This window comes from Ruegeria sp. H7, assembly GCF_056532945.1.
In genome coordinates this window covers 92,959-114,309 of sequence record NZ_JBQFNZ010000011.1, presented here as the reverse complement: position 1 = coordinate 114,309, position 21,351 = coordinate 92,959, and the positions used below count along the sequence as shown (strand labels likewise).

Genomic DNA, 21,351 nt, shown 5'->3' with positions numbered 1-21,351 from the left:
AGGTTCTGTGTAAGCCGGGTTCGGTTACACCGCACACCAAGTTCGAAGCCGAAGCCTACATCCTGACCAAGGAAGAAGGCGGTCGTCACACCCCGTTCTTCGCGAACTACCGTCCGCAGTTCTACTTCCGGACCACTGACGTGACCGGCACCGTGACCCTGGCCGAAGGCACCGAGATGGTCATGCCCGGCGACAACGTGTCGTTCGGCGTTGAGCTGATCGCGCCCATCGCGATGGAAAACGGCCTGCGCTTCGCCATCCGCGAAGGCGGCCGCACCGTCGGCGCGGGTGTCGTTTCCAAAATTATTGAATAATTTTGGAAAGCGGTGGGCGGCAGTTGCTCTGAAAGAGCAATGAGAGCCCACACCGTCGAACTAAAGAAGGCCGCTCCCACTAGGGGCGGCCTTTTTATTTGAGGTCAAATTTTCCACCTACATACTTTTACGTCTCCAAGAACACTTTTCGCGGTTGCCAAAAATATCCATGCACCTTTAGCTGAAACAACAACCATGCTCTAAGTAACTTCAGATATGTTAGATGTTTGATAAAAAAGCTAAAAAGATACTGTTCGATCAATACTGGAAAGCCGGGTGGAAAGGAAAAGATGCTGGGGCTTCGGACGCAGCTGACATCGAATACGCGAAATCAAAAGGATTTTGGTTCGATCCGGTAATAGTTCAACATGACGTAATCGTTGAGGAATTGGTAGCGCTTTGCAAGACACTGGCACCAAAACGAATAGGAGATTCTTTCCTCGCAAGCCTTAGTTCGCGAAGGCTGGAGTTGCGCTCTGCCCTTGGTAGCTACGGATACGCTTCTAACCTTCCTGAACATAAGATTTTGTCCAGCCCAAGATCGCTTGCTCCTTCTGGTGCCGAATTCTGCCACATCTGCGGTGAGTACAGCTTTCCTGAACCAAAATTAGAAGATTTGAATGTTCTGAATTTTGAGCGACACAAATGGGGCGGCGTTAGGCATGGGCAGGCACTTTACGCTTGGTTTGATTTAACCCGTTTCGAAAGCGACGAGATGCTTGAGCCGTGTCAAACCGATTTAGACATAATGCGCCAGATACTTGAGGTTGCCAGTGGGCTTGCGGCTGATGCAAGGCCAAGTGCATTGGCTCGAGCATTGTCGGGTATTATTAAGTCGAATGACTACGAACGGCGGGTTCTGATAGAGGTCTTGAGCAAGAGCGGAATTCTACAACCCAAAAATGAAAGTGGGTTCTTTGGTGAATTCACGTTCGCAGTGGACCAACGTCCAGCAGAAGAGCATTCAAACGATTGGGGTTATCCTGCTGTGTGGTGGCGAGGGGCAGATGGTGTAAATCTCACTGCTGTGGAACATTATTTTCCAGATGTCCTTTGAGTTAGTTGTGGACTCGATCACTGGTAGAGTGTGTAGTTGGGGGCAAACCAACAAACCCCTTGCCAAACCCCACCAACCCCACTAATACGCGCGAGTTCTCAATAAGAACGTCAAGGCGGGGTGATTCCCGCCTTTTGGGTTCGAAGAGGGTTGGCGATGCGCGCTTGTCCTCCTCTCAACCCCAACGCCTGATAAAAGGCTGTATCTATGCAAAGCCAAAACATCCGTATTCGGCTGAAGGCATTTGACTATCGCGTTCTGGATGCCAGCACGCAAGAGATCGTCAACACTGCCAAGCGGACCGGCGCGAACGTGCGCGGCCCGATCCCGCTGCCGAACAAGATTGAGAAGTTCACGGTTCTCCGTGGCCCTCACGTTGACAAGAAATCCCGCGACCAGTTCGAGATCCGTACGCACAAGCGTCTGCTCGACATCGTTGATCCGACCCCCCAGACCGTTGACGCGCTGATGAAGCTCGACCTCGCTGCTGGTGTGGACGTCGAGATCAAGCTGCAGTCGTAAGATCGGAGGGTATAGATTATGCGCTCTGGTATTATCGCAAAAAAAGTTGGCATGACCCGCCTGTTCATGGAAGACGGCAAGCAGATTCCTGTGACCGTTCTTCACCTGGACAACCTGCAGGTTGTTGCACAGCGTACCGCTGACAAAGACGGCTACACCGCCGTTCAGCTGGGCGCCGGTGCTGCCAAGGCAAAACGCACCTCGAAGGCCATGCGCGGTCACTATGCCGCTGCAAAGGTCGAGCCCAAGCGTAAGCTGGCCGAGTTCCGCGTCTCCGAAGATGGCCTGATCGAAGTGGGCGCCGAGATTTCGGCAGAACACTTCCTGGAAGGTCAGAAAGTTGACGTGTCGGGCACCTCGATCGGTAAAGGCTTTGCCGGTGCGATGAAGCGCCACAACTTCGGTGGTCTGCGCGCCTCGCACGGTGTTTCGATCAGCCACCGTTCGCACGGTTCGACCGGTCAGTGTCAGGACCCGGGCAAGGTGTTCAAAGGCAAGAAGATGGCCGGTCACATGGGTGCTGCCCGTGTCACCACCCAGAACCTGGAGGTTGTCAAAACCGACGCCGACCGTGGTCTGGTCTTCATCAAAGGCGCCGTTCCCGGACCGAAATCGGGTTGGGTCACCGTCAAGGACGCCGTAAAGAAGAAAGCACCGGAAGGCCTGCCTTTCCCGGCTGCTGTGAAATCGGCTGCAACCGAAGCACCTGCGGAAGAAGCGCCCGCGGAAGGTGGTGAAGCATGAAACTTGATGTAATCAAACTGGACGGCGGCAAAGCCGGCGACATCGAGCTGAACGCCGATCTGTTCGGTCTCGAGCCGCGCGCGGACATCCTGCACCGTGTGGTCCGTTGGCAGCGCAACAACGCGCAGGCCGGCACCCACAAGGTAAAGACCCGCTCGGAAACCAGCTACTCGACCAAGAAGATCTATCGCCAGAAGGGCACCGGTGGCGCACGCCATGGTGACCGCAACGCGCCGATCTTCCGCAAGGGTGGTATCTACAAGGGCCCGACCCCGCGTTCGCACGGCCACGACCTGCCGAAGAAGTTCCGCAAGCTTGGCCTGCGCCACGCTCTGTCGGCCAAAGCCAAGGCAGGTGAACTGGTTGTGATCGAGAACGCCGAAGCCGAAGGCAAGACCGCCGCTCTGGCCAAACAGGTTGCAAACCTGGGCTGGAAACGCGCTCTGGTCATCGACGGCGCGACCGTGAACGAAGGGTTCCTGAAGGCGTCGCGCAACATCGAAGGTCTGGATATCCTGCCGTCGATGGGTGCAAACGTTTATGACATCCTCAAGCGTGACACTCTGGTGCTCACCAAAGCGGCTGTCGAAGCACTGGAGGCTCGTCTGAAATGAGCGCGAAGGCAGAACACTACGACGTGATCCGCAAGCCGATCATCACCGAAAAGTCGACCATGGCGTCCGAGAACGGCGCGGTTGTCTTTGAAGTGGCGATCGACAGCAACAAGCCGCAGATCAAAGAGGCCGTTGAGGCGCTGTTTGGTGTGAAGGTCAAGGCGGTGAATACCACCGTGACCAAAGGCAAGGTCAAGCGGTTCCGCGGCCAGCTGGGTCGTCGGAAAGACGTCAAAAAAGCATATGTGACCCTGGAAGAGGGTAACACCATCGACGTGTCCACCGGTCTCTGATCGGGACGTCTTTGGAGAGAGATAAAGGCCCCCGCGAAAGCGGGGGTTTTTTCGTATGGCGGTGACACTGGAAATTGATCTCGCGACGTCGGGGCATTTCCATAAACCGCTTGCGATGCCGGATTGTTCCTCTATCCGGTTGCAAACGAAAAAAATGGCAGGCGTATGACTCGACCCATAGATTCGACCCCGGGAAAACCGGAAATGGCCGCAGCGCGGGATTGGGTGACGACGCTGGCCAAATACCGTGAGCCGAACCAGATGCGCAGCGCATTCGAGCTTGGCGTCAGCATAGTTCCATTTTTTGCGCTATGGGCTTTGTCTTGGGCGCTTCTGTCGGTCAGCTATTGGCTGGCTTTTGCAATCTCGGTCCTCAATGCGGCCTTTTTGCTGCGCCTGTTTGCGATCCAGCATGATTGCGGGCACGGGGCGTTCTTCAGCAACCGGACGGTCAGTGACTGGGTCGGGCGGATTATCGGAGTGCTGACCCTGACCCCTTATGACGTCTGGCGCCGCACGCATTCCACGCATCACAACAGCTCGGGCAATCTGGACAAGCGCGGGATGGGCGATATCCACACCCTGACCGTGGCCGAGTATCAGGCGCTGAGCCCCTTAAACCGGCTTTGGTATCGTGTGTATCGTCACCCGATCACCTTGTTTGGCTTTGGGCCGGGCTATCTGTTTCTGCTCCAGAATCGCCTGCCGCTTGGTTTGACGGGGCACATGAAATTCTGGATCAGCGCGATGGCCACCAATCTGGCCATCCTGCTGGCATTGCTGGCCATCTACCACTTTGGCGGGCTGATGCCGTTGTTGCTGATTTTCCTGCCCTCGACCTTGCTGGCCGCAACAGCGGGTGTCTGGCCGTTTTACGTTCAGCATCAGTTCGAAGAGACGCAGTGGGATCCCGATAAGGACTGGCGACTGCACGAGGCCGCCCTGCACGGCAGTTCGCATTATATCCTGCCATCCGTTCTGCAATGGTTTAGTGCCAATATTGGCATCCATCACGTCCATCATCTGTACAGCCGCATTCCGTTCTACCGCCTGACCGAAGTGCTGCGGGACCATGACGAATTGGCAAACAGCAACCGAATGACCATCCGCGAGAGCTTTGCCAACGCCCGGTTGCACCTGTGGGACGAAAAAAGCCGCCGTCTTTTGTCTTTCGCCGAAGCCTGTGCGCTTTATGGATAATGGGTGGAGCGCAAGCGGAACGGCGTAATAAAGCACATGTGGCCCTGGGAACGCCGCGGTGAAACGTCTGGGAGTGGACATGAAAGTCGACCCAAAGAATGTACCCTTTGCTGTTAACTTGTTGCGCAACTGGCCCGCAAAACTGTGGGCGGTCAGGCTGCTGGATGCCCTGTCGAAACACCCGATAGCACCGCTTCCGGAGACGTATCAATGCCGCGAGATTCAGATTCTGCGCAGCGACGGCTCGGGCTCGGTCCGGACCCTTGTGATCTCGCCTAAAGCGCAGAAGGAACCCCTGCCTGTTGTCGTGCATCTACATGGCGGCGGATACCTGATCGGGACGCCGGAAAGCTCGTCGTTCAAACCGATCGCCAATCTGCTGAAAGCGACGGACGCCGTATTTGTGGTTCCCGATTATCGGCTGGCAAAGGATATGCCCTACCCGGCGGCGCATGACGATTGTTATGACGCGCTGGTGTGGGCGGCCCGCAATGCCCACGATATCGGCGGGCGGTCTGACCAGATCATTCTCGGCGGCGAAAGCGCCGGAGGCGGGCTGGTCCTGTCCACCGCCCTGCGCGCGCGCGACCGCGGTGAGGTCAATGTCGCGTTCCAGTTCCCGATCTGCCCGATGATCGACGATACCGAGGCCAACTGGACACCGGTCGCTCCGGCCGATCAAAGCTGGCCGCCATCGTTGAACCGATTTGGATGGGACCGGCTTTTGGGGGCAGGGCGACGGGGCGGCGCCGATGTGACCCCTTACGAGGCCCCGATCCGCACGAAAGATTGGTCCGGCCTGCCGCCAACCTTCACCTTTGTTGGCGAATGCGATCTGTTCCATGCCCAGACCTCAGCAATGGTCGAGGCGCTGCGCAACGCGGGCGTGGACGTGGTTTTCGACACGAGGCCGGGCGTTTACCACAGTATGAAGTTTTTTTCCGAGAACCAGCCCGTTTCGCAGGATATTCTGCGGTTTTATCGTGAGACTTTTATAGAGTTCACAGAGAAGTACTTTGCGCCACAGCCTGAAAGACCCGAGTGACAACAATGAAAACAAAACGCGCAGAATGACCAGAGATTCTCAGACGGTAAAGCAGGCCGACAACGCAGCGCCTATCCCGGCCCAGAAGTATCGGGTCGTTGGTACGCGAAAGTCGAAAACAGCTGTGTCTTCGCGCCATGTTCTTCGGCTGGCAGACGAAGGACCCGTGACACTCAGCCCTGAGGCTTTCGCGAACCTGCATATCCACCATATCGACGCGGAGAACTCCGAGGTGTTTTGGTGTCGAATAAAGGATGAAACTTCGCTGTTCGGGTACAGTTTTTATTATCAGGGTATTCGGCAAAATGCGACTGACGGGTACGCGGTTAAGTTTGGCAATCTCGGATCGTGGCAGCGGCCCTTAACGGCACGACCGGTTTTCATATTTTCGATTGGTCGCTGCGGATCGACGCTGTTTGCAAAGATATGTGATGCGGCTGGTCTTTTGACCTGGTCTGAGCCGGACGCTCTAACCAATCTCGCGGGCAACCCGAAATTGCACCATCGGCCTGCGGATTTCAGAATGCTGACGCGGGTTGCCCTTGCTGACATTGCGGATAAAACCCGCTCGGCAGGGCAGAAAAGCATGGGCATAAAGCTACGGTCCAACGTGACGCCATTCTGTGAGGATCTGTGCAGTCACCATCCAGAATCGGTATGCTTTTTTCTTGTACGAGACCCTGTTACCTGGGCCAGATCCAGGCACAGGCTGTGGGGCGGGCGACCTGTTGGTTTGGCCCGGCGGTTAAGTGACATGGTTGAGTCCATGCGCCTGGCAAAAGCGCGTGGTCTGAAGGTCAACGTAATTAGCTATGAGGCTCTGGTCGCTGATCCGCTTCGACAAGCCGAGAGGATCGCGCAGGAAGTCGGGGAACTGGAAGTAGATCCTAGTCGGCTTGACGAGGTCATGAGCAGGGACTCGCAGCAAGGCACAACGATTGGGCGAGATGCCGGAAAAGAAATCGCCGACGATTTTAATGCGCGGTTTGTTCGGGCGCTCCGAAACACGGCGCCTTGGTTGCTTGAACGAAAACCTGAGCATTGGTTGGACTAGCGCCTTGTTTCCGGCAATCGGCACTGCTGCTTAGAAAAGTGCGTCTTTGCTGTGGACGGTGTGCAATTGATCTGTTACACGCTCCCAATCTTGCGGCCTCGGATTCGTTCCGGGGCCTCTGATATTTGTAACCGGGGACCTTCGGGGCCCTATACCCTTGGCACCTACGGGGGCCTATCACATAGCGGGGAAACCCCTCGCACTTGCTAAACGGAAGACAGAAAGCATGGCACTCAAGTCGTACAAGCCGACGACGCCGGGCCAGCGCGGGCTGGTGCTGATCGACCGTTCGGAGCTTTGGAAAGGACGTCCGGTCAAGTCTCTCACTGAGGGTTTGACCAAATCGGGCGGCCGGAACAACACCGGACGGATCACTTCACGCCGCCGCGGCGGTGGCGCAAAGCGTCTCTACCGGATCGTTGACTTCAAACGGAACAAATTTGATGTCGCGGCAACCGTCGAGCGGATCGAATATGACCCGAACCGGACCGCATTCATCGCACTGGTAAAATACGAAGACGGCGAGCAGGCATATATCCTGGCTCCGCAGCGTCTGGCTGTTGGTGACAAAGTCGTGGCATCCGCCAAGGCCGACATCAAGCCCGGCAACGCAATGCCGTTCTCGGGTATGCCCATCGGTACCATCGTCCACAACATCGAGATGAAGCCCGGCAAAGGCGGTCAGATCGCACGTGCGGCCGGTACTTACGCTCAGTTCGTTGGTCGCGATGGCGGCTACGCTCAGATCCGTCTGAGCTCGGGCGAGCTGCGCATGGTCCGTCAGGAATGCATGGCCACCGTTGGTGCCGTGTCCAACCCCGACAACTCCAACCAGAACCTCGGTAAAGCCGGTCGTATGCGCCACAAGGGCGTTCGTCCGTCGGTTCGTGGTGTTGCAATGAACCCGATCGATCACCCGCACGGTGGTGGTGAAGGTCGGACCTCGGGTGGCCGTACACCGGTTACACCGTGGGGTAAGGACACCAAGGGTAAGCGTACCCGCAACAAGAACAAAGCGTCCCAGAAGCTGATCATCCGCTCGCGGCACGCCAAGAAGAAGGGACGTTAATCCATGTCTCGCTCTGTTTGGAAGGGTCCTTTCGTCGATGCTTACGTGCTGAAAAAAGCCGAAGCAGCGCGCGAGTCGGGCCGCAACGAAGTCATCAAAATCTGGTCGCGTCGTTCCACCATTTTGCCCCAGTTCGTGGGTCTGACCTTTGGTGTGTACAACGGCCAGAAGCACATTCCCGTCAACGTCTCGGAAGACATGATCGGTCAGAAGTTCGGTGAATACTCGCCGACCCGGACCTATTATGGCCACGCCGCAGACAAAAAAGCGAAGCGGAAGTAAGTCATGGGCAAGGAAAAGAACCCCCGCCGCGTGGCTGAAAACGAAGCAATGGCGAAAACCCGCATGCTTCGCACCAGCCCGCAGAAACTGAACCTGGTTGCGCAAATGATCCGCGGCAAGAAAGTCGAAAAGGCTCTGACCGACCTGACTTTCTCGAACAAGCGTGTCGCGCAGGACGTCAAGAAGTGCCTGCAGTCCGCAATCGCGAATGCCGAAAACAACCACAACCTGGACGTTGACGAGCTGATCGTCGCCGAAGCATGGGTTGGCAAGAACCTGGTCATGAAGCGTGGTCGTCCGCGTGCCCGTGGCCGTTTCGGCAAGATCATGAAGCCGTTCTCGGAGATCACCATCAAGGTGCGTCAAGTTGAGGAGCAAGCCTAATGGGTCATAAAGTAAATCCGATCGGCATGCGCCTGCAGGTCAACCGCACCTGGGACAGCCGCTGGTACGCAGACACCAAGGACTACGGTGATCTTCTGCTGGAAGACCTCAAGATCCGTGAGTTCATCAACAAAGAGTGCAAGCAGGCCGGTGTTGCCCGTGTGATCATCGAACGTCCGCACAAGAAGTGCCGCGTCACGATCCACACAGCACGTCCCGGTGTCATCATCGGCAAGAAAGGTGCAGACATCGAAGTTCTGCGCAAAAAGCTTGCTCGTATGACCGACAGCGAACTGCACCTGAACATCGTCGAAGTGCGCAAGCCCGAGCTTGACGCGCAGCTGGTTGCCGAGTCCATCGCTCAGCAGCTGGAACGTCGTGTTTCGTTCCGTCGCGCAATGAAGCGGTCGGTTCAGAACGCCATGCGCATGGGCGCCCTGGGTATCCGGGTGAACGTCGCTGGCCGTCTGGGCGGCGCCGAAATCGCACGGACCGAGTGGTACCGCGAAGGCCGTGTGCCTCTGCACACCCTGCGTGCCGACATCGATTACGCACATGCCGAAGCGATGACCCCCTACGGGATCATCGGGATCAAGGTCTGGATCTTCAAAGGTGAGATCATGGAGCACGATCCGCAGGCACGTGACCGTAAAGCACAGGAACTCCAGGACGGCCCTGCACCTCGTGGTGCTGGTGGCGGTCGTCGCTAAGGAGGGAAAGATATGCTTCAACCAAAGCGTACTAAATTCCGCAAGATGCACAAAGGCCGGATCAAGGGTCTCGCCAAGGGCGGCTCTGATCTGAACTTTGGCACCTACGGCCTGAAAGCTCTTGAGCCTGAGCGTGTAACCGCACGCCAGATCGAAGCTGCACGTCGTGCCATGACGCGTCACATGAAGCGTCAGGGTCGTGTCTGGATCCGCATCTTCCCCGACACTCCGGTCACTGCAAAGCCGATCGAAGTTCGTATGGGTAAAGGTAAAGGTTCGGTCGACCGCTGGGCATGCAAAGTCAAGCCTGGCCGCGTGATGTTCGAGATCGACGGCGTCAATGACGACATCGCCCGCGAGGCCCTGCGCCTGGCCGCGATGAAGCTGCCGATCAAGACCCGCGTTGTGGTCCGCGAAGACTGGTAAGCGACCCGGGGGGTAGCCCCGTTCGTGACAAGATTGACCCCCGTCGGGATACCGGCGGGGGTTTTTCATTTCTGTGTCATGGCGTTGGATTTGGATTGCGTATTTGGCTGAGGCACCACAAGGTCGCCCCTGATTTGCTGTCGGAAAAACAGGAGGCCTCGATGGTTCAGCTGCGCAAGAAACTCCTTTTCAAAGAGGTGATTACGTCTGACCAGATGGGCCAGCCCTGCGCGCCGGTCACCCGTGTCGCGGCTGTGGCGGTGTTCAAAAACCCTTTGGCGGGCGTGTTTTCCGAGGATCTGAGTGCGTTGTTCGACATTGGCGGCACATTGGGCGCGGAATTGGTGGCTGACGCCGTTGCCGAGTTGAAGGCTGCGCCGATCTCATACGGAAAGGCCGCGATTGTGGGCCTGAACGGAGATGCCGAGCATGGCGGAGCACTCATCCACCCCAAGCTTGGCGCCCCGATGCGCGCGGCGATTGGCGGCGGTGAGGCTGTCATCCCGTCGAACGCCAAACTGGGTGCGCCGGGTTGCGCCCTGGACTTGCCGCTGGGGCACAAGGACGATCCATGGTCGATCAACCACTACGATACGATGACCCTGACCATATCTGACGCGCCATTGCCCGATGAGGTGGTGTTGTGTGTGGCCTATGCCGATGGCGGTCGCCCGACGCCACGCTGCGGCAAGGGGCGCATCATAGATTAAGGCCTGAACCAAAGCGGGTGTCGGCCAGAAGGGGGCGGTCTGAAAACCCGGCCTTGAAACAACCAACCCGGTCGGGCAGTCGGCGGGGCGTCCTGTTGCGCTATGGTCATGCGCACCCACAGTTGAATGGCATTGTGGCGTCAGACGTGGCAGGGTTCACGGTAGCTTTGCCGGGAAGGACCGCCATGACGACCATTGTCCGAACCATCCACGACGTCGTGGTGTCTGTGTTCCTGACTTTTGCGGTTTTGTTTGGCGCGACACCTCTCGGGGCGGCCTCACCCGAAGTGAACCTGGGCCATTTCAACGGTCTGGCCATGAACGGCTACGACGTCATGAGCTATTGGCGCGGCGGCAATCCGCAAAAAGGCGATCCCGAGATCACTGCAGATTACAAAGGGGCCACCTGGGTATTTCTGAACGACGAAAACCGGCAAGAATTTCTGTCTGACCCGGACAGGTTTGCCCCTCAGTTCGGCGGCTATTGTGCCTATGCCGCAAGTCAGAATGCCGTGGCGGACGTGGACCCGATTGCGTGGCGTATCTGGGACGACAAACTTTACCTGAATTACAGCATCGAGGTCCGGCGCATCTGGGCCAACAGGATCGATGAGAATATCGCTAAGGCGAACGGGTACTGGCCCGACCTGTTACAGCAATAGCGTTTGGGCGTTTCCGTCCGCCAAAACGTGTGTCGGGCGCGATATTCACCCGACGTCCTTAAAAAAAATCGATTTGAAGTCTGGCCAATCCCACCGGTTAGTGAAATGACGCCCGCATCAACGACATTCTCTCGCGGGCTCGGTGTTTGGCAAGTGTGCAAGTGTGCTTTCGCCAACCAGCAAAAACAGCTGAGCGCCGCGATACAGTTCGAAAGCCGAGGAAAACGATGGGCCTTACCTGCCGGGACGTGATGGTCTCGCCTGAAACGCAGAAAACGATACATCCGGATGACACTGTCGCAAAAGCGTTCGATATCATTCGGGACAGCCGGGTGCGCTTTCTTCCGGTTGTCGACGAGAACGGAAAGTTTCTGGGTGTGTTTACCGCACCGACCCTGATCAAGATGATCCTGCCCAAGGCCGCACTGATCGGCATGAGCTCGGAAACAAGCCGGGTGCCGATCAGCAACCTGAGCTTCATGGATCTGACCAAGGAAGATTTCCGCGAACAGGTCACGCGACTGAATGAGGAACGGGTCGGGGACCACACGTCCAACCCGGCCAATATCCCCGTGACCGCCCCGGATACGCCGGTGATGGAGGGCATCTTCCTGATCCACAAATTCAAGCGCCATGTGTTCCTGGTTGAGCCCGACACCAAACGGTTTGTCGGCACTGTCAGCCCGAACTCGCTGATAGATCACGCGCTGAGTTAACCCCTAAAATACCGGACCAAAATTGTGACCGATCATTCTGTTTCGCATGGAGAACACGCGTTCTCCGTTCCTCAACTGTTGGGGGTTGATCCTCTGTGGATTGCCACTGGCATTCTTGTCGCCGTTTATGCGGTGCTGATCACCGAAAAGGTGAACCGCGCCATACTTGCCATGCTGGGCGCATCGCTGATGGTGCTGTTTGGCATCCTCAATCAGGAACAGGCCGTCGCCGGGGTGGATGCAAACACGCTTGCTCTGCTGATCGGCATGATGGTGATTGTGGGGATCACCAGCAAATGCGGGCTGTTTCAATATGTGGCGATCAAAGCGTCGAAGCTTGTGAAGGCCAACCCGACCGGCATCCTGATCATGCTGACGCTGATCACTGCAGTATTTTCCGCACTTCTGGATAACGTAACCACGGTGCTGCTGATCGCGCCGATTACCCTGCTGATCACAGATGCGCTGGAAACACCGGTCTTTCCGTTCTTCTTTGCTGAAATTCTGGCCTCGAACGTTGGTGGTACGGCCACGCTGATCGGTGACCCGCCCAACATCATCATCGGCTCGGCCGCAGGGCTGAGCTTCAACGAATTTGTGGTCAATTTGGCCCCGATCTCGGCGATCTGTCTGGTTGTTCTGACCGGCATCATCTATCTGATGAACCGCCGCACGCTGGCTGCCATTCCGAAATCGGCCAGTGAAAAGATCATGCGCTTTAACGAAGACGAAGCGATCACCGATGTCCGGCTGATGATCAAATCCCTGTTCGTTCTGGCGTTGGTTTTGCTGGGCTTCACTCTGGGCCACAGCTATGGCGTCCAGCCCGGTACCTCGGCGCTGGCGGGTGCGGCGCTGCTGATGCTGCTGGCCTATGGTCACCAGCACGGCGAAGAGCAATCCGAATCCGTGCACCACATCTTTGGCGAGGTCGAGTGGATCACGATCTTCTTCTTCGGCGGCCTGTTTGTGATTGTCGCGGGTGTGGAGCACGTGGGGCTGCTGGACTTCTTCGGCCAGAAGGTTCTGGAACTGACCGAGGGTGACATGATGTGGACCGCGTTCTTCATCTTCTGGGCGTCGGGTATTCTGTCGGCCATTCTGGATAACATCCCCTTCGTGGCGACGATGATCCCGCTGATCGAATCCACCGCCGACACGTTTGGCGGCCCCGAGGCGATCGAGCCCTTGTGGTGGTCGCTGGCCCTTGGCGCCTGTCTGGGGGGCAACGGCACGCTGCTGGGCGCAAGCGCCAACCTGACCGTCGCGGCCTTTGCCGAGAAGGCCAAGCAGCCCATCGGCTTTGTCAAGTTTGCGATCATGGCTTTCCCGATCATGATCCTGACCCTGATGATCGCCAACGTTTATATCTGGCTGCGCTACTTCTATTAAAGCGTTTGGCTTTTAGACGAGTGCAAGCATCGGAAGGCGCGTTCGACCGAAGGTCGAGGCAGCGCATTTCGATACACAATAAACGTCAAACGATTGGTCGCACCCGACCAGCCGCTTTTCTAAGGCGGCTGGTCTCGCCCTTGCGCCCCGGCTGGGCTATAGCCGGGGCATGGCACAGATTGAATCACTCTTCGTAACCCGTCTCTACCGCGCCGCCTTGTCCGAGTTCGATCCCAAGATCGACGCGGATGAGCTGGAAAGCTCTTGCCTTGTCATCGCCGAGGATGATGAGGCCGGGCAGGAATGGTGCGAAGAGAACGGCTATCCCGGCTATACCAGCTATGCCTCGCTGACCGATCTGCCCTGGCGCTTCCCGATCTTCGCCGATCTGGTCAAGGCGCTGGACCAGCACGTCGCGGCCTTTGCCAAGGATCTGGAGTTCGATCTGGGCGAGGGCACGCTGAAGCTGGAGGATCTGTGGATCAACATCCTGCCCGAAGGTGGGATGCACTCCAGCCACCTGCATCCGCATAGCGTCATTTCAGGCACGACCTACGTGGCAATGCCCGAAGGGGCGAGCGCGCTGAAACTGGAAGACCCCCGCTCGGGCCGCATGATGGCCGCGCCGACACGTCTTAAAGGCGGGCGGCGGGACTTGCAGCCGTTCATCTATATGAAGCCGAAGGTGGGGGACGTTCTGCTATGGGAAAGCTGGCTGCGCCACGAGGTGCCGATGAACATGGCCGAGGACGAGCGGATTTCGGTGAGTTTCAATTATAAGTGGGAGTGAGCCCCGGTCCGCGCAGCGGCAATCGCTCCGGTGGAGCGATTGAGGGGCGAACGGGCGGAGCCCTGATTGTAGCTTGCTAGAATTATTAGTGTTCTTAACTGGAAGTAGAAGTTTACCGGATCATACGAGTCGCCTGCATATTGTTCCCTTAAAATCAAATGCCGACTTAGTTCCACAACCAAGAAGTAACGAGAGAAATGAAGAAGATCTGTTTTGCATTGATCGGCAGTCTTAGTGTTGTCACACCCTCTTTTGCACAGCTAGGGCAGGCCAGAGAGGTTTCATGCCTTATTATTGAATATGGGGAAACCAAGGTTGATGGGCCATGCGAATTTGACCCGACCGATGGTTTCGGCTCCTTTGATTTCAAAACCTACAACGGTAAGTATTGGGGCGGTTTCTATGTCGAGGATGATGGGACCGGCGTAGTTGCGTGGAACGGCGAACCCTATGCCGCTCACGCTCACGGAATCCAGCGTGACCTACAGCGTGAAGAAGCCTGTTGGGTGAACGACTACGCAACGTTTTGTTTTTGGGATGATCGCTAAACTCCCATACACGGAAAGCCTTAAACTTCCTCTTGCCACCCACCCCCCAAACCCTTATACGGCGGCATCCTGCGATCTCCCGGCGTTGTCGGGCGATTCGTATGTCTATCATTCATCCACCAGGTCAAAGGTGACCCGTGTACGGGGCCTTCTGGTGTTTTGAGCAAAGGAAAAAGGCGATGAACGCCCAAGAACTGCGTGACAAGACCCCGGACCAGCTCCGCGAGGAACTGGCCAACCTGAAGAAAGAAAGCTTTAACCTGCGCTTTCAACAGGCAACCGGTCAGCTGGAAAACACAGCCGGTATCAAAGCGGCCCGCCGCAATGCTGCCCGTGTCAAAACCATTCTGAACGAAAAGGCCGCTGCCGCGGCATCCGAGGAGTAATCAGATGCCCAAGCGTATCCTGCAAGGCACCGTGACCAGCGACGCCAACGAACAGACCGTAACCGTATCCGTCGAGCGCCGCTTTACGCATCCGGTTCTGAAGAAAACCATCCGTAAGTCCAAGAAATACCGGGCTCACGATGAAAAGAACGCCTTCAAGGTCGGTGACACAGTCCGCATCATCGAATGCGCGCCGAAATCGAAGACGAAACGTTGGGAAGTTCTGGAAGCGTAAGCCTCCGGTATTTTCCCATTTGTCGAAACCCTGGGGGATCTAACAAGACCAGCCCCCACAGGTCGGGAGAAACCACATGATCCAGATGCAGACCAATCTGGATGTCGCTGACAACTCCGGCGCACGCCGAGTTCAGTGCATCAAGGTCCTGGGTGGTTCCAAGCGTAAATACGCCTCCGTCGGCGACATCATTGTCGTCTCGGTGAAGGAAGCCATCCCGCGCGGCCGCGTAAAGAAAGGTGACGTCCGCAAGGCCGTCGTCGTACGCACCGCCAAGGAAGTCCGTCGCGAAGACGGCACCGCGATCCGCTTCGATCGCAACGCCGCCGTCATCCTGAACAACAACAATGAGCCCGTAGGTACCCGTATCTTTGGCCCCGTTGTTCGCGAACTGCGCGGCAAGAACTTCATGAAAATCATCTCGCTGGCTCCGGAGGTGCTGTAATCATGGCTGCTAAACTCCGCAAAGGCGACAAGGTCGTCGTGCTGGCTGGCAAGGACAAGGGCAAAGAGGGAACCATTTCCTCGGTTGACCCCAAAGCCGGTAAAGCTGTTGTCGATGGCATCAACATCGCCATCCGCCACACCCGTCAGTCGCAGAACTCGCAAGGTGGTCGCCTGCCTCAGGCAAACCCGATCGAGCTGTCGAACCTGGCGCTGCTGGACAAGAACGGCAAAGCAACCCGCGTTGGCTTCCGCATGGAAGGTGACAAGAAGGTCCGCTTCGCCAAGACCACAGGGGACGTGATCGATGCTTGATTCCGCAACCTATACCCCGCGTCTGAAAGCTCAGTACGTTGAAACCATCCGTGCCGCTCTGAAAGAAGAGTTCGGCTACAAGAACGACATGCAGCTGCCCAAGCTGGACAAAATCGTTCTGAACATCGGTTGTGGTGCTGAGGCGGTCAAAGACTCGAAGAAAGCGAAAGCTGCTGTCGAGGATCTGACTGCAATCGCTGGTCAACAGGCCGTTTCAACCAAGGCGAAGAAGTCGATCGCGGGTTTCCGCGTCCGGGAAGACATGCCGCTGGGCGCGAAAGTGACCCTGCGCGGTGACCGGATGTACGAATTCCTGGATCGTCTGATAACCATCGCGCTGCCGCGCGTTCGTGACTTCCGCGGTGTTAAGCCGTCTTTCGATGGTCAGGGCAACTTTGCCATGGGCATGAAAGAGCACATCGTGTTCCCGGAAATCGACTTCGACAAGGTCGACGAGGTCTGGGGCCTGGATATCGTAATTGCCACCACAGCGAAAACCGACGCTGAAGCTAAGGCACTGTTGAAAGCTTTCAACATGCCGTTCAACGCGTAAGCGCCGGGAGGATTGAGACATGGCTAAAAAAGCAATGATCGAACGCGAGAAGAAGCGCGAACGCCTGGTGGCCAAATATGCCGCAAAGCGTGCCGAGCTGAAAGAAATCGCGAATGACGAGAGCCGCCCGATGGAAGAGCGTTTCAAAGCGCGTCTGAAACTGGCGAAACTGCCGCGCAACAGCTCGGCTACCCGTCTGCACAACCGTTGTCAGCTGACCGGTCGTCCCCACGCTTACTACCGTAAGCTGAAGGTCAGCCGTATCGCGCTGCGCGAGCTGGGTTCTGCTGGTCAGATCCCCGGCATGGTGAAATCGAGCTGGTAAGGGAGACATAGATATGAATGATCCTATCGGCGATATGCTCACCCGTATCCGCAACGCGCAAATGCGCGGCAAGTCCACCGTTTCCACCCCGGCTTCCAAGCTGCGCGGTTGGGTTCTGGATGTGCTGGCGGACGAAGGCTACATCCGTGGCTATGAAAAGACGACCGGTGAAAACGGTCATCCGGCCATCGAAATCAGCCTGAAATACTACGAAGGCACCCCTGTCATTCGCGAACTCAAGCGGGTCTCGAAGCCCGGCCGTCGCGTCTATATGGGCGTCAATGACATCCCGCAGGTCCGTCAGGGTCTGGGCGTGTCGATTGTCAGCACTCCGAAAGGTGTGATGTCGGACGCAAACGCTCGCTCCAACAATGTTGGCGGCGAAGTGCTCTGCACCGTCTTCTAAGGAGGTCTGCAATGTCTCGTATTGGTAAAAAACCGGTCGAGCTGCCCAGCGGCGTAACCGCCTCTGTGTCTGGCCAGACCATTGAAGTGAAAGGTCCGAAAGGCACCCGCAGCTTCACCGCCACCGACGACGTTACGCTGTCGGTTGAAGACAACGTGGTCAAGATCGACCCCCGTGGCATGTCCAAGCGTGCCCGCCAGCAGTGGGGCATGAGCCGCACCATGGTTGCCAATCTGGTAACCGGTGTGACGACAGGCTTCAAAAAAGAGCTGGAGATCCAGGGTGTTGGTTACCGGGCGCAGATGCAGGGCAACACCCTGAAGCTGAACCTGGGCTACAGCCACGATGTTGATTTCACTGCTCCGGAAGGTGTCACCATCACCGCGCCGAAGCAGACCGAGATCGTTGTGGAAGGTATCGACCAGCAGCAGGTGGGCGAAGTCGCGGCCAAAATCCGCGAATGGCGCCGTCCCGAGCCGTATAAAGGTAAGGGCATCCGCTATAAGGGCGAGTTCATCTTCCGCAAGGAAGGCAAGAAGAAGTAAGGACGCAGACAATGGCAAACAGCAAAAGAACCCTGTTTCTGAAGCGCCGCCTGCGCGTTCGGAACAAACTTCGCAAAGTCAACGCCGGCCGTGTACGCCTGTCGGTTCACCGTTCGAACAAGAATATCAGCGTCCAGCTGATCGACGACGTTCGTGGCGTGACCCTGGCTTCGGCCTCGACCCTGGAAAAAGATCTGGGTGTAGTTGGCAAGAACAACGTCGAAGCGGCCACCAAAGTGGGCGCGGCCATCGCCGAGCGTGCCAAGAAGGCAGGCGTCGAAGAGGCCTATTTCGATCGTGGTGGCTTCCTGTTCCACGGCAAGGTGAAGGCAGTTGCCGACGCCGCGCGTGAAGGTGGTCTGAAGATCTGATGTGGCGATGGGTGCAAGCACCCATCCTACACGACAAAGAACCGTAGGATGGGTGCTTGCACCCATCTTGCTTTGTAGGCGGGTCCGCCCGCCTCGATGATCGGGGGGCCTGGATTTCTTTCGTGGCTCACTTCGATTGAGAAAACTGGCGCGACAAGCGCCACATGAGAAAAGGGATGCCAAATGGCAGAACGTGAAAACCGTCGGGGCCGTGGCCGCGACCGTGAAGAAGCACCGGAATTTGCCGATCGTCTGGTCGCAATCAACCGCGTGTCGAAAACCGTAAAAGGTGGTAAGCGCTTTGGCTTCGCCGCTCTGGTGGTTGTTGGCGATCAGAAAGGCCGCGTCGGCTTTGGCAAGGGTAAAGCGAAAGAAGTACCTGAAGCCATCCGCAAGGCGACCGAACAAGCCAAGCGTCAGATGATCCGCGTGCAACTGCGCGAAGGTCGGACTCTGCACCACGACATCGAAGGCCGTCACGGCGCCGGTAAAGTGGTTATGCGCACCGCGCCTGAAGGTACCGGTATCATCGCCGGTGGTCCGATGCGTGCCGTGTTCGAAATGCTGGGCGTCAAGGACGTTGTGTCCAAGTCGCTGGGCTCGCAGAACCCGTACAACATGATCCGCGCCACCATCAACGGCCTGCAGAAAGAGCAGAGCCCGCGTTCGGTTGCCGCACGTCGTGGTAAAAAAGTTGCCGACATCCTGCCCAAGCGGGACGAAGCACCGGCTGAAGCCGAAGCGTAAGGAGTAGCGAGCAATGGCAAAAACCATCGTCGTCAAGCAGATCGGTTCCCCGATCCGCCGCCCCGCCGAACAGCGCGCAACCCTGATCGGTCTGGGCCTGAACAAGATGCACCGCACACGCGAGCTAGAGGATACGCCTTCGGTCCGCGGCATGGTCAACAAGATCCCGCATCTGGTTGAGATCATCGAAGAGCGCGACTAAGCGCGATTGAACTTCAAGTGAAAACACCCCCGGAACTTTCGGGGGTGTTTTTCGTTTGAGGGTTTCGATTTGACGAGCCTAAAGTCTCGTTTCCTTCCTCGAAATCACGTCAGCGTTCACTTCCGAACCCATACGACGCAGGTGTCGCATATCTGTCCCACAGCACCCGCCGAATACATGCACAGACGGGTTTTCTTTCACGATTTGGGCAATTTCCCGTCCCAGTCGCCACGGGTTGCCTTCGTCAAGATACTCGGCCTCGTCGAGTTCGGCGTGCGAGCAGCTTGAGGCATTGGCAACGACCCCTTTCAACCGGGGGTGATTGTCCATGGCACTCGCGAGATGGGACGGATGAGCGCAGTTGACCATATGGAACAGCGCTGACGCATCTGTCGCTTCATCTATTTGGTCTATCGCTTCGGCAAGACTCAGGCCGCTGGCCAGCCGACCGTCGGTTTCCACAACCAATGACATCACGATAGGCAGATTCAGACGCCGCGCTGCAAGAATGCACCCAATCGCCTCGGAGGGACGGTTGAACGTGTAGGCGGTGACGAGGTCAACGCTGGTTTCTTTCAGTGTGGCCAGCTGAGCAGTGTGATACGCGCAGGCTTCATCTTCTGGCATGGCGGGAATATCAGCATATGGATCGTAACGAGGTCCGATGCAGGCGGATACCAGAATGTCGTCACGACCGGCTGACCGACGGATTTCATCCATCAAGGACACTGCATCCCGATTGACCGCATCCAGTCGATCTTTGTCATATCCCAAGGGGGCTGCGCGATCGGCGTTTGCCATCCAGGTGGGCGCGTCCAGAATGCATCCCAGGCCCAGTTCCCCCGCAAGTTGCGCCAGTTCGACCATCTGGTCAGCCAGAATTGCGCGTGTGTCCGGATGCTCGAGCAGGGGAAATGACGCAAAGCCCGGCAGCTCGACGCCTCGGTTGAATATCAGATCGGTGCCGGTTCCCGTGTATAGAAGAAAGTACTTTTCCCCCTTGGTTAGAAGATCCAATGACATGATTTCGCACCCTGCATCCTGCGCTGACATCTGCGCAAGACTACCAATTTTTTCGAAACGTGAGAAGCAATCGGGCCAATTCTGGTTTGCCGGGCCAGAAGGTTTCGATCAATTGGCGCTTGGTCGTGCCATTCCCGAAACGCATACCGGCTAGACCGAAACTTCCGTTGTTAGCGTTACCAGCCACGCCTATCTGAGCCTTGTCCAAGTAAGGAACAAACAAGCGAACATTGGGGAATACGCCCCAATACAGAAAGGAAATGAGATATGGCAAACACAGCTACTTTTTCGAACACCGGATTCAACTTCAGCGCCCGCGTTGCAACCTTGGTTGAGCGCTTCAAGGCAGCCCGTGCCCGTGCGGCGGAATACCAGCGCACCTATTCCGAGCTGCAGCGTCTGAGCAACCGCGAACTGGACGACATCGGCGTCCGTCGCTGCGATATCGCGGATATCGCGCGTGAGCATGCATATTGCTCGTAAAAATACCCCACCACTCACAGTGAAAGAGGCGCCGTTCGGGCGCCACTTTTGCTTTTTGGCGGCAATCGACAACAAACCTTGCAACTGAAGGCACAACGCTGTAGAGCGCTCCGGTGGATTTCCGTCCACGAGAATCAAAACCAAGAAACGCCGTGGTTGGCCCATCACGCTTCGGGGGTCACATCCGGCTAAGGAGAAGCGAAATGAAACTGAACGAATTGCGCGACAATCCTGGCGCCGCACCGAAACGCACCCGCGTTGGCCGCGGTCCGGGTTCCGGCAAAGGTAAAATGGGTGGCCGTGGTATCAAAGGCCAGAAATCCCGTTCGGGTGTGGCCATCAACGGCTACGAAGGCGGCCAGATGCCGCTGTACCAGCGCCTGCCCAAGCGTGGCTTCAACAAGCCGAACCGCAAGGAGTTCGCCGTTATCAACCTGGGCCTGATCCAGAAATTCGTCGATGCCGGCAAGCTGGACGCCAAAGCTGCGATCACCGAAGACGCGCTGGTTGCTTCCGGTCTGGTTCGTCGCAAGCTGGACGGCATCCGCGTTCTGGCCAAGGGCGAAATCAGCGCCAAGGTGAACCTGGAAGTCACCGGTGCCTCGAAAGCCGCTGTCGAAGCGGTCGAGAAAGCGGGCGGCTCACTTAAGGTCACAAAAGCTGCTGCGGCAGAGTAAGCGCTTGTGAGCGGGCCCAGACCCGCTTACATAGACCTCACAGTTTTCCTAGACGCCGTCCGAGCCGGAAAACGGTTCCGGGCGGCGTTTGCATAAGAGAGACCGAT

Annotated in this window: 34 protein-coding genes; 33 read left to right on the top strand and 1 reads right to left on the bottom strand. The window is 57.1% G+C overall.

Annotation, left to right across the window (positions count from 1 at the left end):
• The 31 genes from ACR0AC_RS19525 to rpmD all read left to right on the top strand — a co-directional run.
• Positions 1 to 314 (top strand): EF-Tu C-terminal domain-related protein (locus ACR0AC_RS19525; RefSeq protein ID WP_480694945.1); only part of this gene is annotated, 314 nt, incomplete at its 5' end.
• 223 nt (positions 315 to 537) lie between these two features.
• Entirely contained in the window at positions 538 to 1,371 is an 834-nt protein-coding gene (locus ACR0AC_RS19520; protein WP_480875510.1) for a hypothetical protein, read from the top strand.
• Positions 1,372 to 1,578: 207 nt separating this feature from the next.
• The gene (rpsJ, locus tag ACR0AC_RS19515; protein WP_008756422.1) at positions 1,579 to 1,893 is read left to right on the top strand and encodes a 30S ribosomal protein S10; all 315 of its coding nucleotides are present in this window, start codon (positions 1,579 to 1,581) and stop codon (positions 1,891 to 1,893) included.
• An 18-nt stretch (positions 1,894 to 1,911) separates the two neighbouring features.
• Entirely contained in the window at positions 1,912 to 2,637 is a 726-nt protein-coding gene (gene rplC, locus ACR0AC_RS19510; RefSeq protein ID WP_170351686.1) for a 50S ribosomal protein L3, read from the top strand.
• Positions 2,634 to 3,251, top strand: a complete 618-nt coding sequence (rplD, locus tag ACR0AC_RS19505; RefSeq protein ID WP_155148664.1) for a 50S ribosomal protein L4 — start codon at positions 2,634 to 2,636, stop codon at positions 3,249 to 3,251. The genes rplC and rplD overlap by 4 nt, the downstream gene beginning before the upstream one ends.
• Positions 3,248 to 3,544: a 50S ribosomal protein L23 gene (locus ACR0AC_RS19500; protein WP_008757532.1), complete on the top strand. Its 297-nt coding sequence runs from the start codon at positions 3,248 to 3,250 to the stop codon at positions 3,542 to 3,544. The genes rplD and ACR0AC_RS19500 overlap by 4 nt, the downstream gene beginning before the upstream one ends.
• Positions 3,545 to 3,709: 165 nt before the next feature.
• Complete coding sequence (locus tag ACR0AC_RS19495; protein WP_480875506.1) at positions 3,710 to 4,744, top strand: fatty acid desaturase; 1,035 nt, start codon at positions 3,710 to 3,712, stop codon at positions 4,742 to 4,744.
• A 79-nt stretch (positions 4,745 to 4,823) separates the two neighbouring features.
• A complete protein-coding gene (locus tag ACR0AC_RS19490) occupies positions 4,824 to 5,789 on the top strand; it encodes an alpha/beta hydrolase (protein WP_480875505.1) in 966 nt (321 codons plus the stop codon).
• Positions 5,761 to 6,843: a hypothetical protein gene (locus ACR0AC_RS19485; protein ID WP_480875502.1), complete on the top strand. Its 1,083-nt coding sequence runs from the start codon at positions 5,761 to 5,763 to the stop codon at positions 6,841 to 6,843. Before ACR0AC_RS19490 ends, ACR0AC_RS19485 begins: the two co-directional genes overlap by 29 nt.
• A 226-nt stretch (positions 6,844 to 7,069) precedes the next feature.
• Positions 7,070 to 7,912, top strand: coding sequence for a 50S ribosomal protein L2 (rplB, locus tag ACR0AC_RS19480; protein ID WP_008757664.1), 843 nt, complete (start codon positions 7,070 to 7,072; stop codon positions 7,910 to 7,912).
• A 3-nt stretch (positions 7,913 to 7,915) separates the two neighbouring features.
• Complete coding sequence (gene rpsS / locus ACR0AC_RS19475; RefSeq protein WP_005980699.1) at positions 7,916 to 8,194, top strand: 30S ribosomal protein S19; 279 nt, start codon at positions 7,916 to 7,918, stop codon at positions 8,192 to 8,194.
• 3 nt (positions 8,195 to 8,197) lie between these two features.
• Complete coding sequence (rplV, locus tag ACR0AC_RS19470; RefSeq protein ID WP_039538267.1) at positions 8,198 to 8,578, top strand: 50S ribosomal protein L22; 381 nt, start codon at positions 8,198 to 8,200, stop codon at positions 8,576 to 8,578.
• On the top strand, positions 8,578 to 9,288 hold the full coding sequence (gene rpsC, locus ACR0AC_RS19465) for a 30S ribosomal protein S3 (RefSeq protein ID WP_008758042.1): 711 nt from the start codon (positions 8,578 to 8,580) through the stop codon (positions 9,286 to 9,288). The genes rplV and rpsC overlap by 1 nt, the downstream gene beginning before the upstream one ends.
• Before the next feature lie 12 nt (positions 9,289 to 9,300).
• Entirely contained in the window at positions 9,301 to 9,714 is a 414-nt protein-coding gene (rplP, locus tag ACR0AC_RS19460) for a 50S ribosomal protein L16 (protein ID WP_058283513.1), read from the top strand.
• 161 nt (positions 9,715 to 9,875) lie between these two features.
• The gene (locus tag ACR0AC_RS19455; protein WP_480875499.1) at positions 9,876 to 10,424 is read left to right on the top strand and encodes an amino acid synthesis family protein; all 549 of its coding nucleotides are present in this window, start codon (positions 9,876 to 9,878) and stop codon (positions 10,422 to 10,424) included.
• A gap of 185 nt (positions 10,425 to 10,609) precedes the next feature.
• Entirely contained in the window at positions 10,610 to 11,086 is a 477-nt protein-coding gene (locus ACR0AC_RS19450) for a YHS domain-containing (seleno)protein (RefSeq protein WP_480708730.1), read from the top strand.
• A gap of 227 nt (positions 11,087 to 11,313) precedes the next feature.
• Positions 11,314 to 11,802, top strand: a complete 489-nt coding sequence (locus ACR0AC_RS19445; RefSeq protein WP_170456146.1) for a CBS domain-containing protein — start codon at positions 11,314 to 11,316, stop codon at positions 11,800 to 11,802.
• A 24-nt stretch (positions 11,803 to 11,826) separates the two neighbouring features.
• Positions 11,827 to 13,194 (top strand): ArsB/NhaD family transporter, encoded by a 1,368-nt coding sequence (locus ACR0AC_RS19440; protein WP_170456144.1) that lies wholly within the window; start codon positions 11,827 to 11,829, stop codon positions 13,192 to 13,194.
• Between the two features lie 169 nt (positions 13,195 to 13,363).
• Positions 13,364 to 13,984 (top strand): 2OG-Fe(II) oxygenase family protein, encoded by a 621-nt coding sequence (locus ACR0AC_RS19435; protein ID WP_170456142.1) that lies wholly within the window; start codon positions 13,364 to 13,366, stop codon positions 13,982 to 13,984.
• A 197-nt stretch (positions 13,985 to 14,181) separates the two neighbouring features.
• Positions 14,182 to 14,532 carry a hypothetical protein gene (locus tag ACR0AC_RS19430; protein ID WP_170456140.1) on the top strand — a complete coding sequence of 117 codons (351 nt, stop codon included), beginning with the start codon at positions 14,182 to 14,184 and terminating at the stop codon, positions 14,530 to 14,532.
• A gap of 179 nt (positions 14,533 to 14,711) precedes the next feature.
• Positions 14,712 to 14,918: a 50S ribosomal protein L29 gene (rpmC, locus tag ACR0AC_RS19425; protein ID WP_010437082.1), complete on the top strand. Its 207-nt coding sequence runs from the start codon at positions 14,712 to 14,714 to the stop codon at positions 14,916 to 14,918.
• Positions 14,919 to 14,922: 4 nt separating this feature from the next.
• Positions 14,923 to 15,153, top strand: coding sequence for a 30S ribosomal protein S17 (gene rpsQ, locus ACR0AC_RS19420; RefSeq protein ID WP_068340771.1), 231 nt, complete (start codon positions 14,923 to 14,925; stop codon positions 15,151 to 15,153).
• A gap of 76 nt (positions 15,154 to 15,229) precedes the next feature.
• Positions 15,230 to 15,598 carry a 50S ribosomal protein L14 gene (gene rplN, locus ACR0AC_RS19415; protein WP_008757934.1) on the top strand — a complete coding sequence of 123 codons (369 nt, stop codon included), beginning with the start codon at positions 15,230 to 15,232 and terminating at the stop codon, positions 15,596 to 15,598.
• 2 nt (positions 15,599 to 15,600) lie between these two features.
• Positions 15,601 to 15,912, top strand: a complete 312-nt coding sequence (gene rplX / locus ACR0AC_RS19410; RefSeq protein WP_170456139.1) for a 50S ribosomal protein L24 — start codon at positions 15,601 to 15,603, stop codon at positions 15,910 to 15,912.
• A complete protein-coding gene (rplE, locus tag ACR0AC_RS19405; RefSeq protein ID WP_170524974.1) occupies positions 15,905 to 16,465 on the top strand; it encodes a 50S ribosomal protein L5 in 561 nt (186 codons plus the stop codon). The genes rplX and rplE overlap by 8 nt, the downstream gene beginning before the upstream one ends.
• 19 nt (positions 16,466 to 16,484) lie before the next feature.
• Positions 16,485 to 16,790, top strand: a complete 306-nt coding sequence (gene rpsN / locus ACR0AC_RS19400; RefSeq protein WP_068340744.1) for a 30S ribosomal protein S14 — start codon at positions 16,485 to 16,487, stop codon at positions 16,788 to 16,790.
• Positions 16,791 to 16,803: 13 nt separating this feature from the next.
• The gene (rpsH, locus tag ACR0AC_RS19395; RefSeq protein ID WP_068340741.1) at positions 16,804 to 17,196 is read left to right on the top strand and encodes a 30S ribosomal protein S8; all 393 of its coding nucleotides are present in this window, start codon (positions 16,804 to 16,806) and stop codon (positions 17,194 to 17,196) included.
• Between the two features lie 11 nt (positions 17,197 to 17,207).
• Positions 17,208 to 17,741, top strand: coding sequence for a 50S ribosomal protein L6 (rplF, locus tag ACR0AC_RS19390; RefSeq protein ID WP_170456135.1), 534 nt, complete (start codon positions 17,208 to 17,210; stop codon positions 17,739 to 17,741).
• Positions 17,742 to 17,752: 11 nt separating this feature from the next.
• On the top strand, positions 17,753 to 18,112 hold the full coding sequence (rplR, locus tag ACR0AC_RS19385; RefSeq protein WP_039523386.1) for a 50S ribosomal protein L18: 360 nt from the start codon (positions 17,753 to 17,755) through the stop codon (positions 18,110 to 18,112).
• Between the two features lie 183 nt (positions 18,113 to 18,295).
• On the top strand, positions 18,296 to 18,859 hold the full coding sequence (gene rpsE, locus ACR0AC_RS19380) for a 30S ribosomal protein S5 (protein WP_170356677.1): 564 nt from the start codon (positions 18,296 to 18,298) through the stop codon (positions 18,857 to 18,859).
• Between the two features lie 13 nt (positions 18,860 to 18,872).
• Positions 18,873 to 19,061 (top strand): 50S ribosomal protein L30, encoded by a 189-nt coding sequence (rpmD, locus tag ACR0AC_RS19375; protein ID WP_170456133.1) that lies wholly within the window; start codon positions 18,873 to 18,875, stop codon positions 19,059 to 19,061.
• A 78-nt stretch (positions 19,062 to 19,139) separates the two neighbouring features.
• Here the strand turns inward: rpmD and ACR0AC_RS19370 are convergent, their stop codons facing one another.
• Positions 19,140 to 20,084, bottom strand: a complete 945-nt coding sequence (locus tag ACR0AC_RS19370; protein WP_480875491.1) for a homocysteine S-methyltransferase family protein — start codon at positions 20,082 to 20,084, stop codon at positions 19,140 to 19,142.
• A 267-nt stretch (positions 20,085 to 20,351) separates the two neighbouring features.
• On the opposite strand from ACR0AC_RS19370, the gene ACR0AC_RS19365 reads away from it, so the two are divergent.
• Together ACR0AC_RS19365 and rplO are read left to right on the top strand one after the other, a co-directional pair.
• Complete coding sequence (locus ACR0AC_RS19365) at positions 20,352 to 20,567, top strand: DUF1127 domain-containing protein (RefSeq protein WP_170456129.1); 216 nt, start codon at positions 20,352 to 20,354, stop codon at positions 20,565 to 20,567.
• Between the two features lie 203 nt (positions 20,568 to 20,770).
• Positions 20,771 to 21,244, top strand: coding sequence for a 50S ribosomal protein L15 (rplO, locus tag ACR0AC_RS19360; protein ID WP_170456127.1), 474 nt, complete (start codon positions 20,771 to 20,773; stop codon positions 21,242 to 21,244).
• Positions 21,245 to 21,351: the final 107 nt, after the last annotated feature.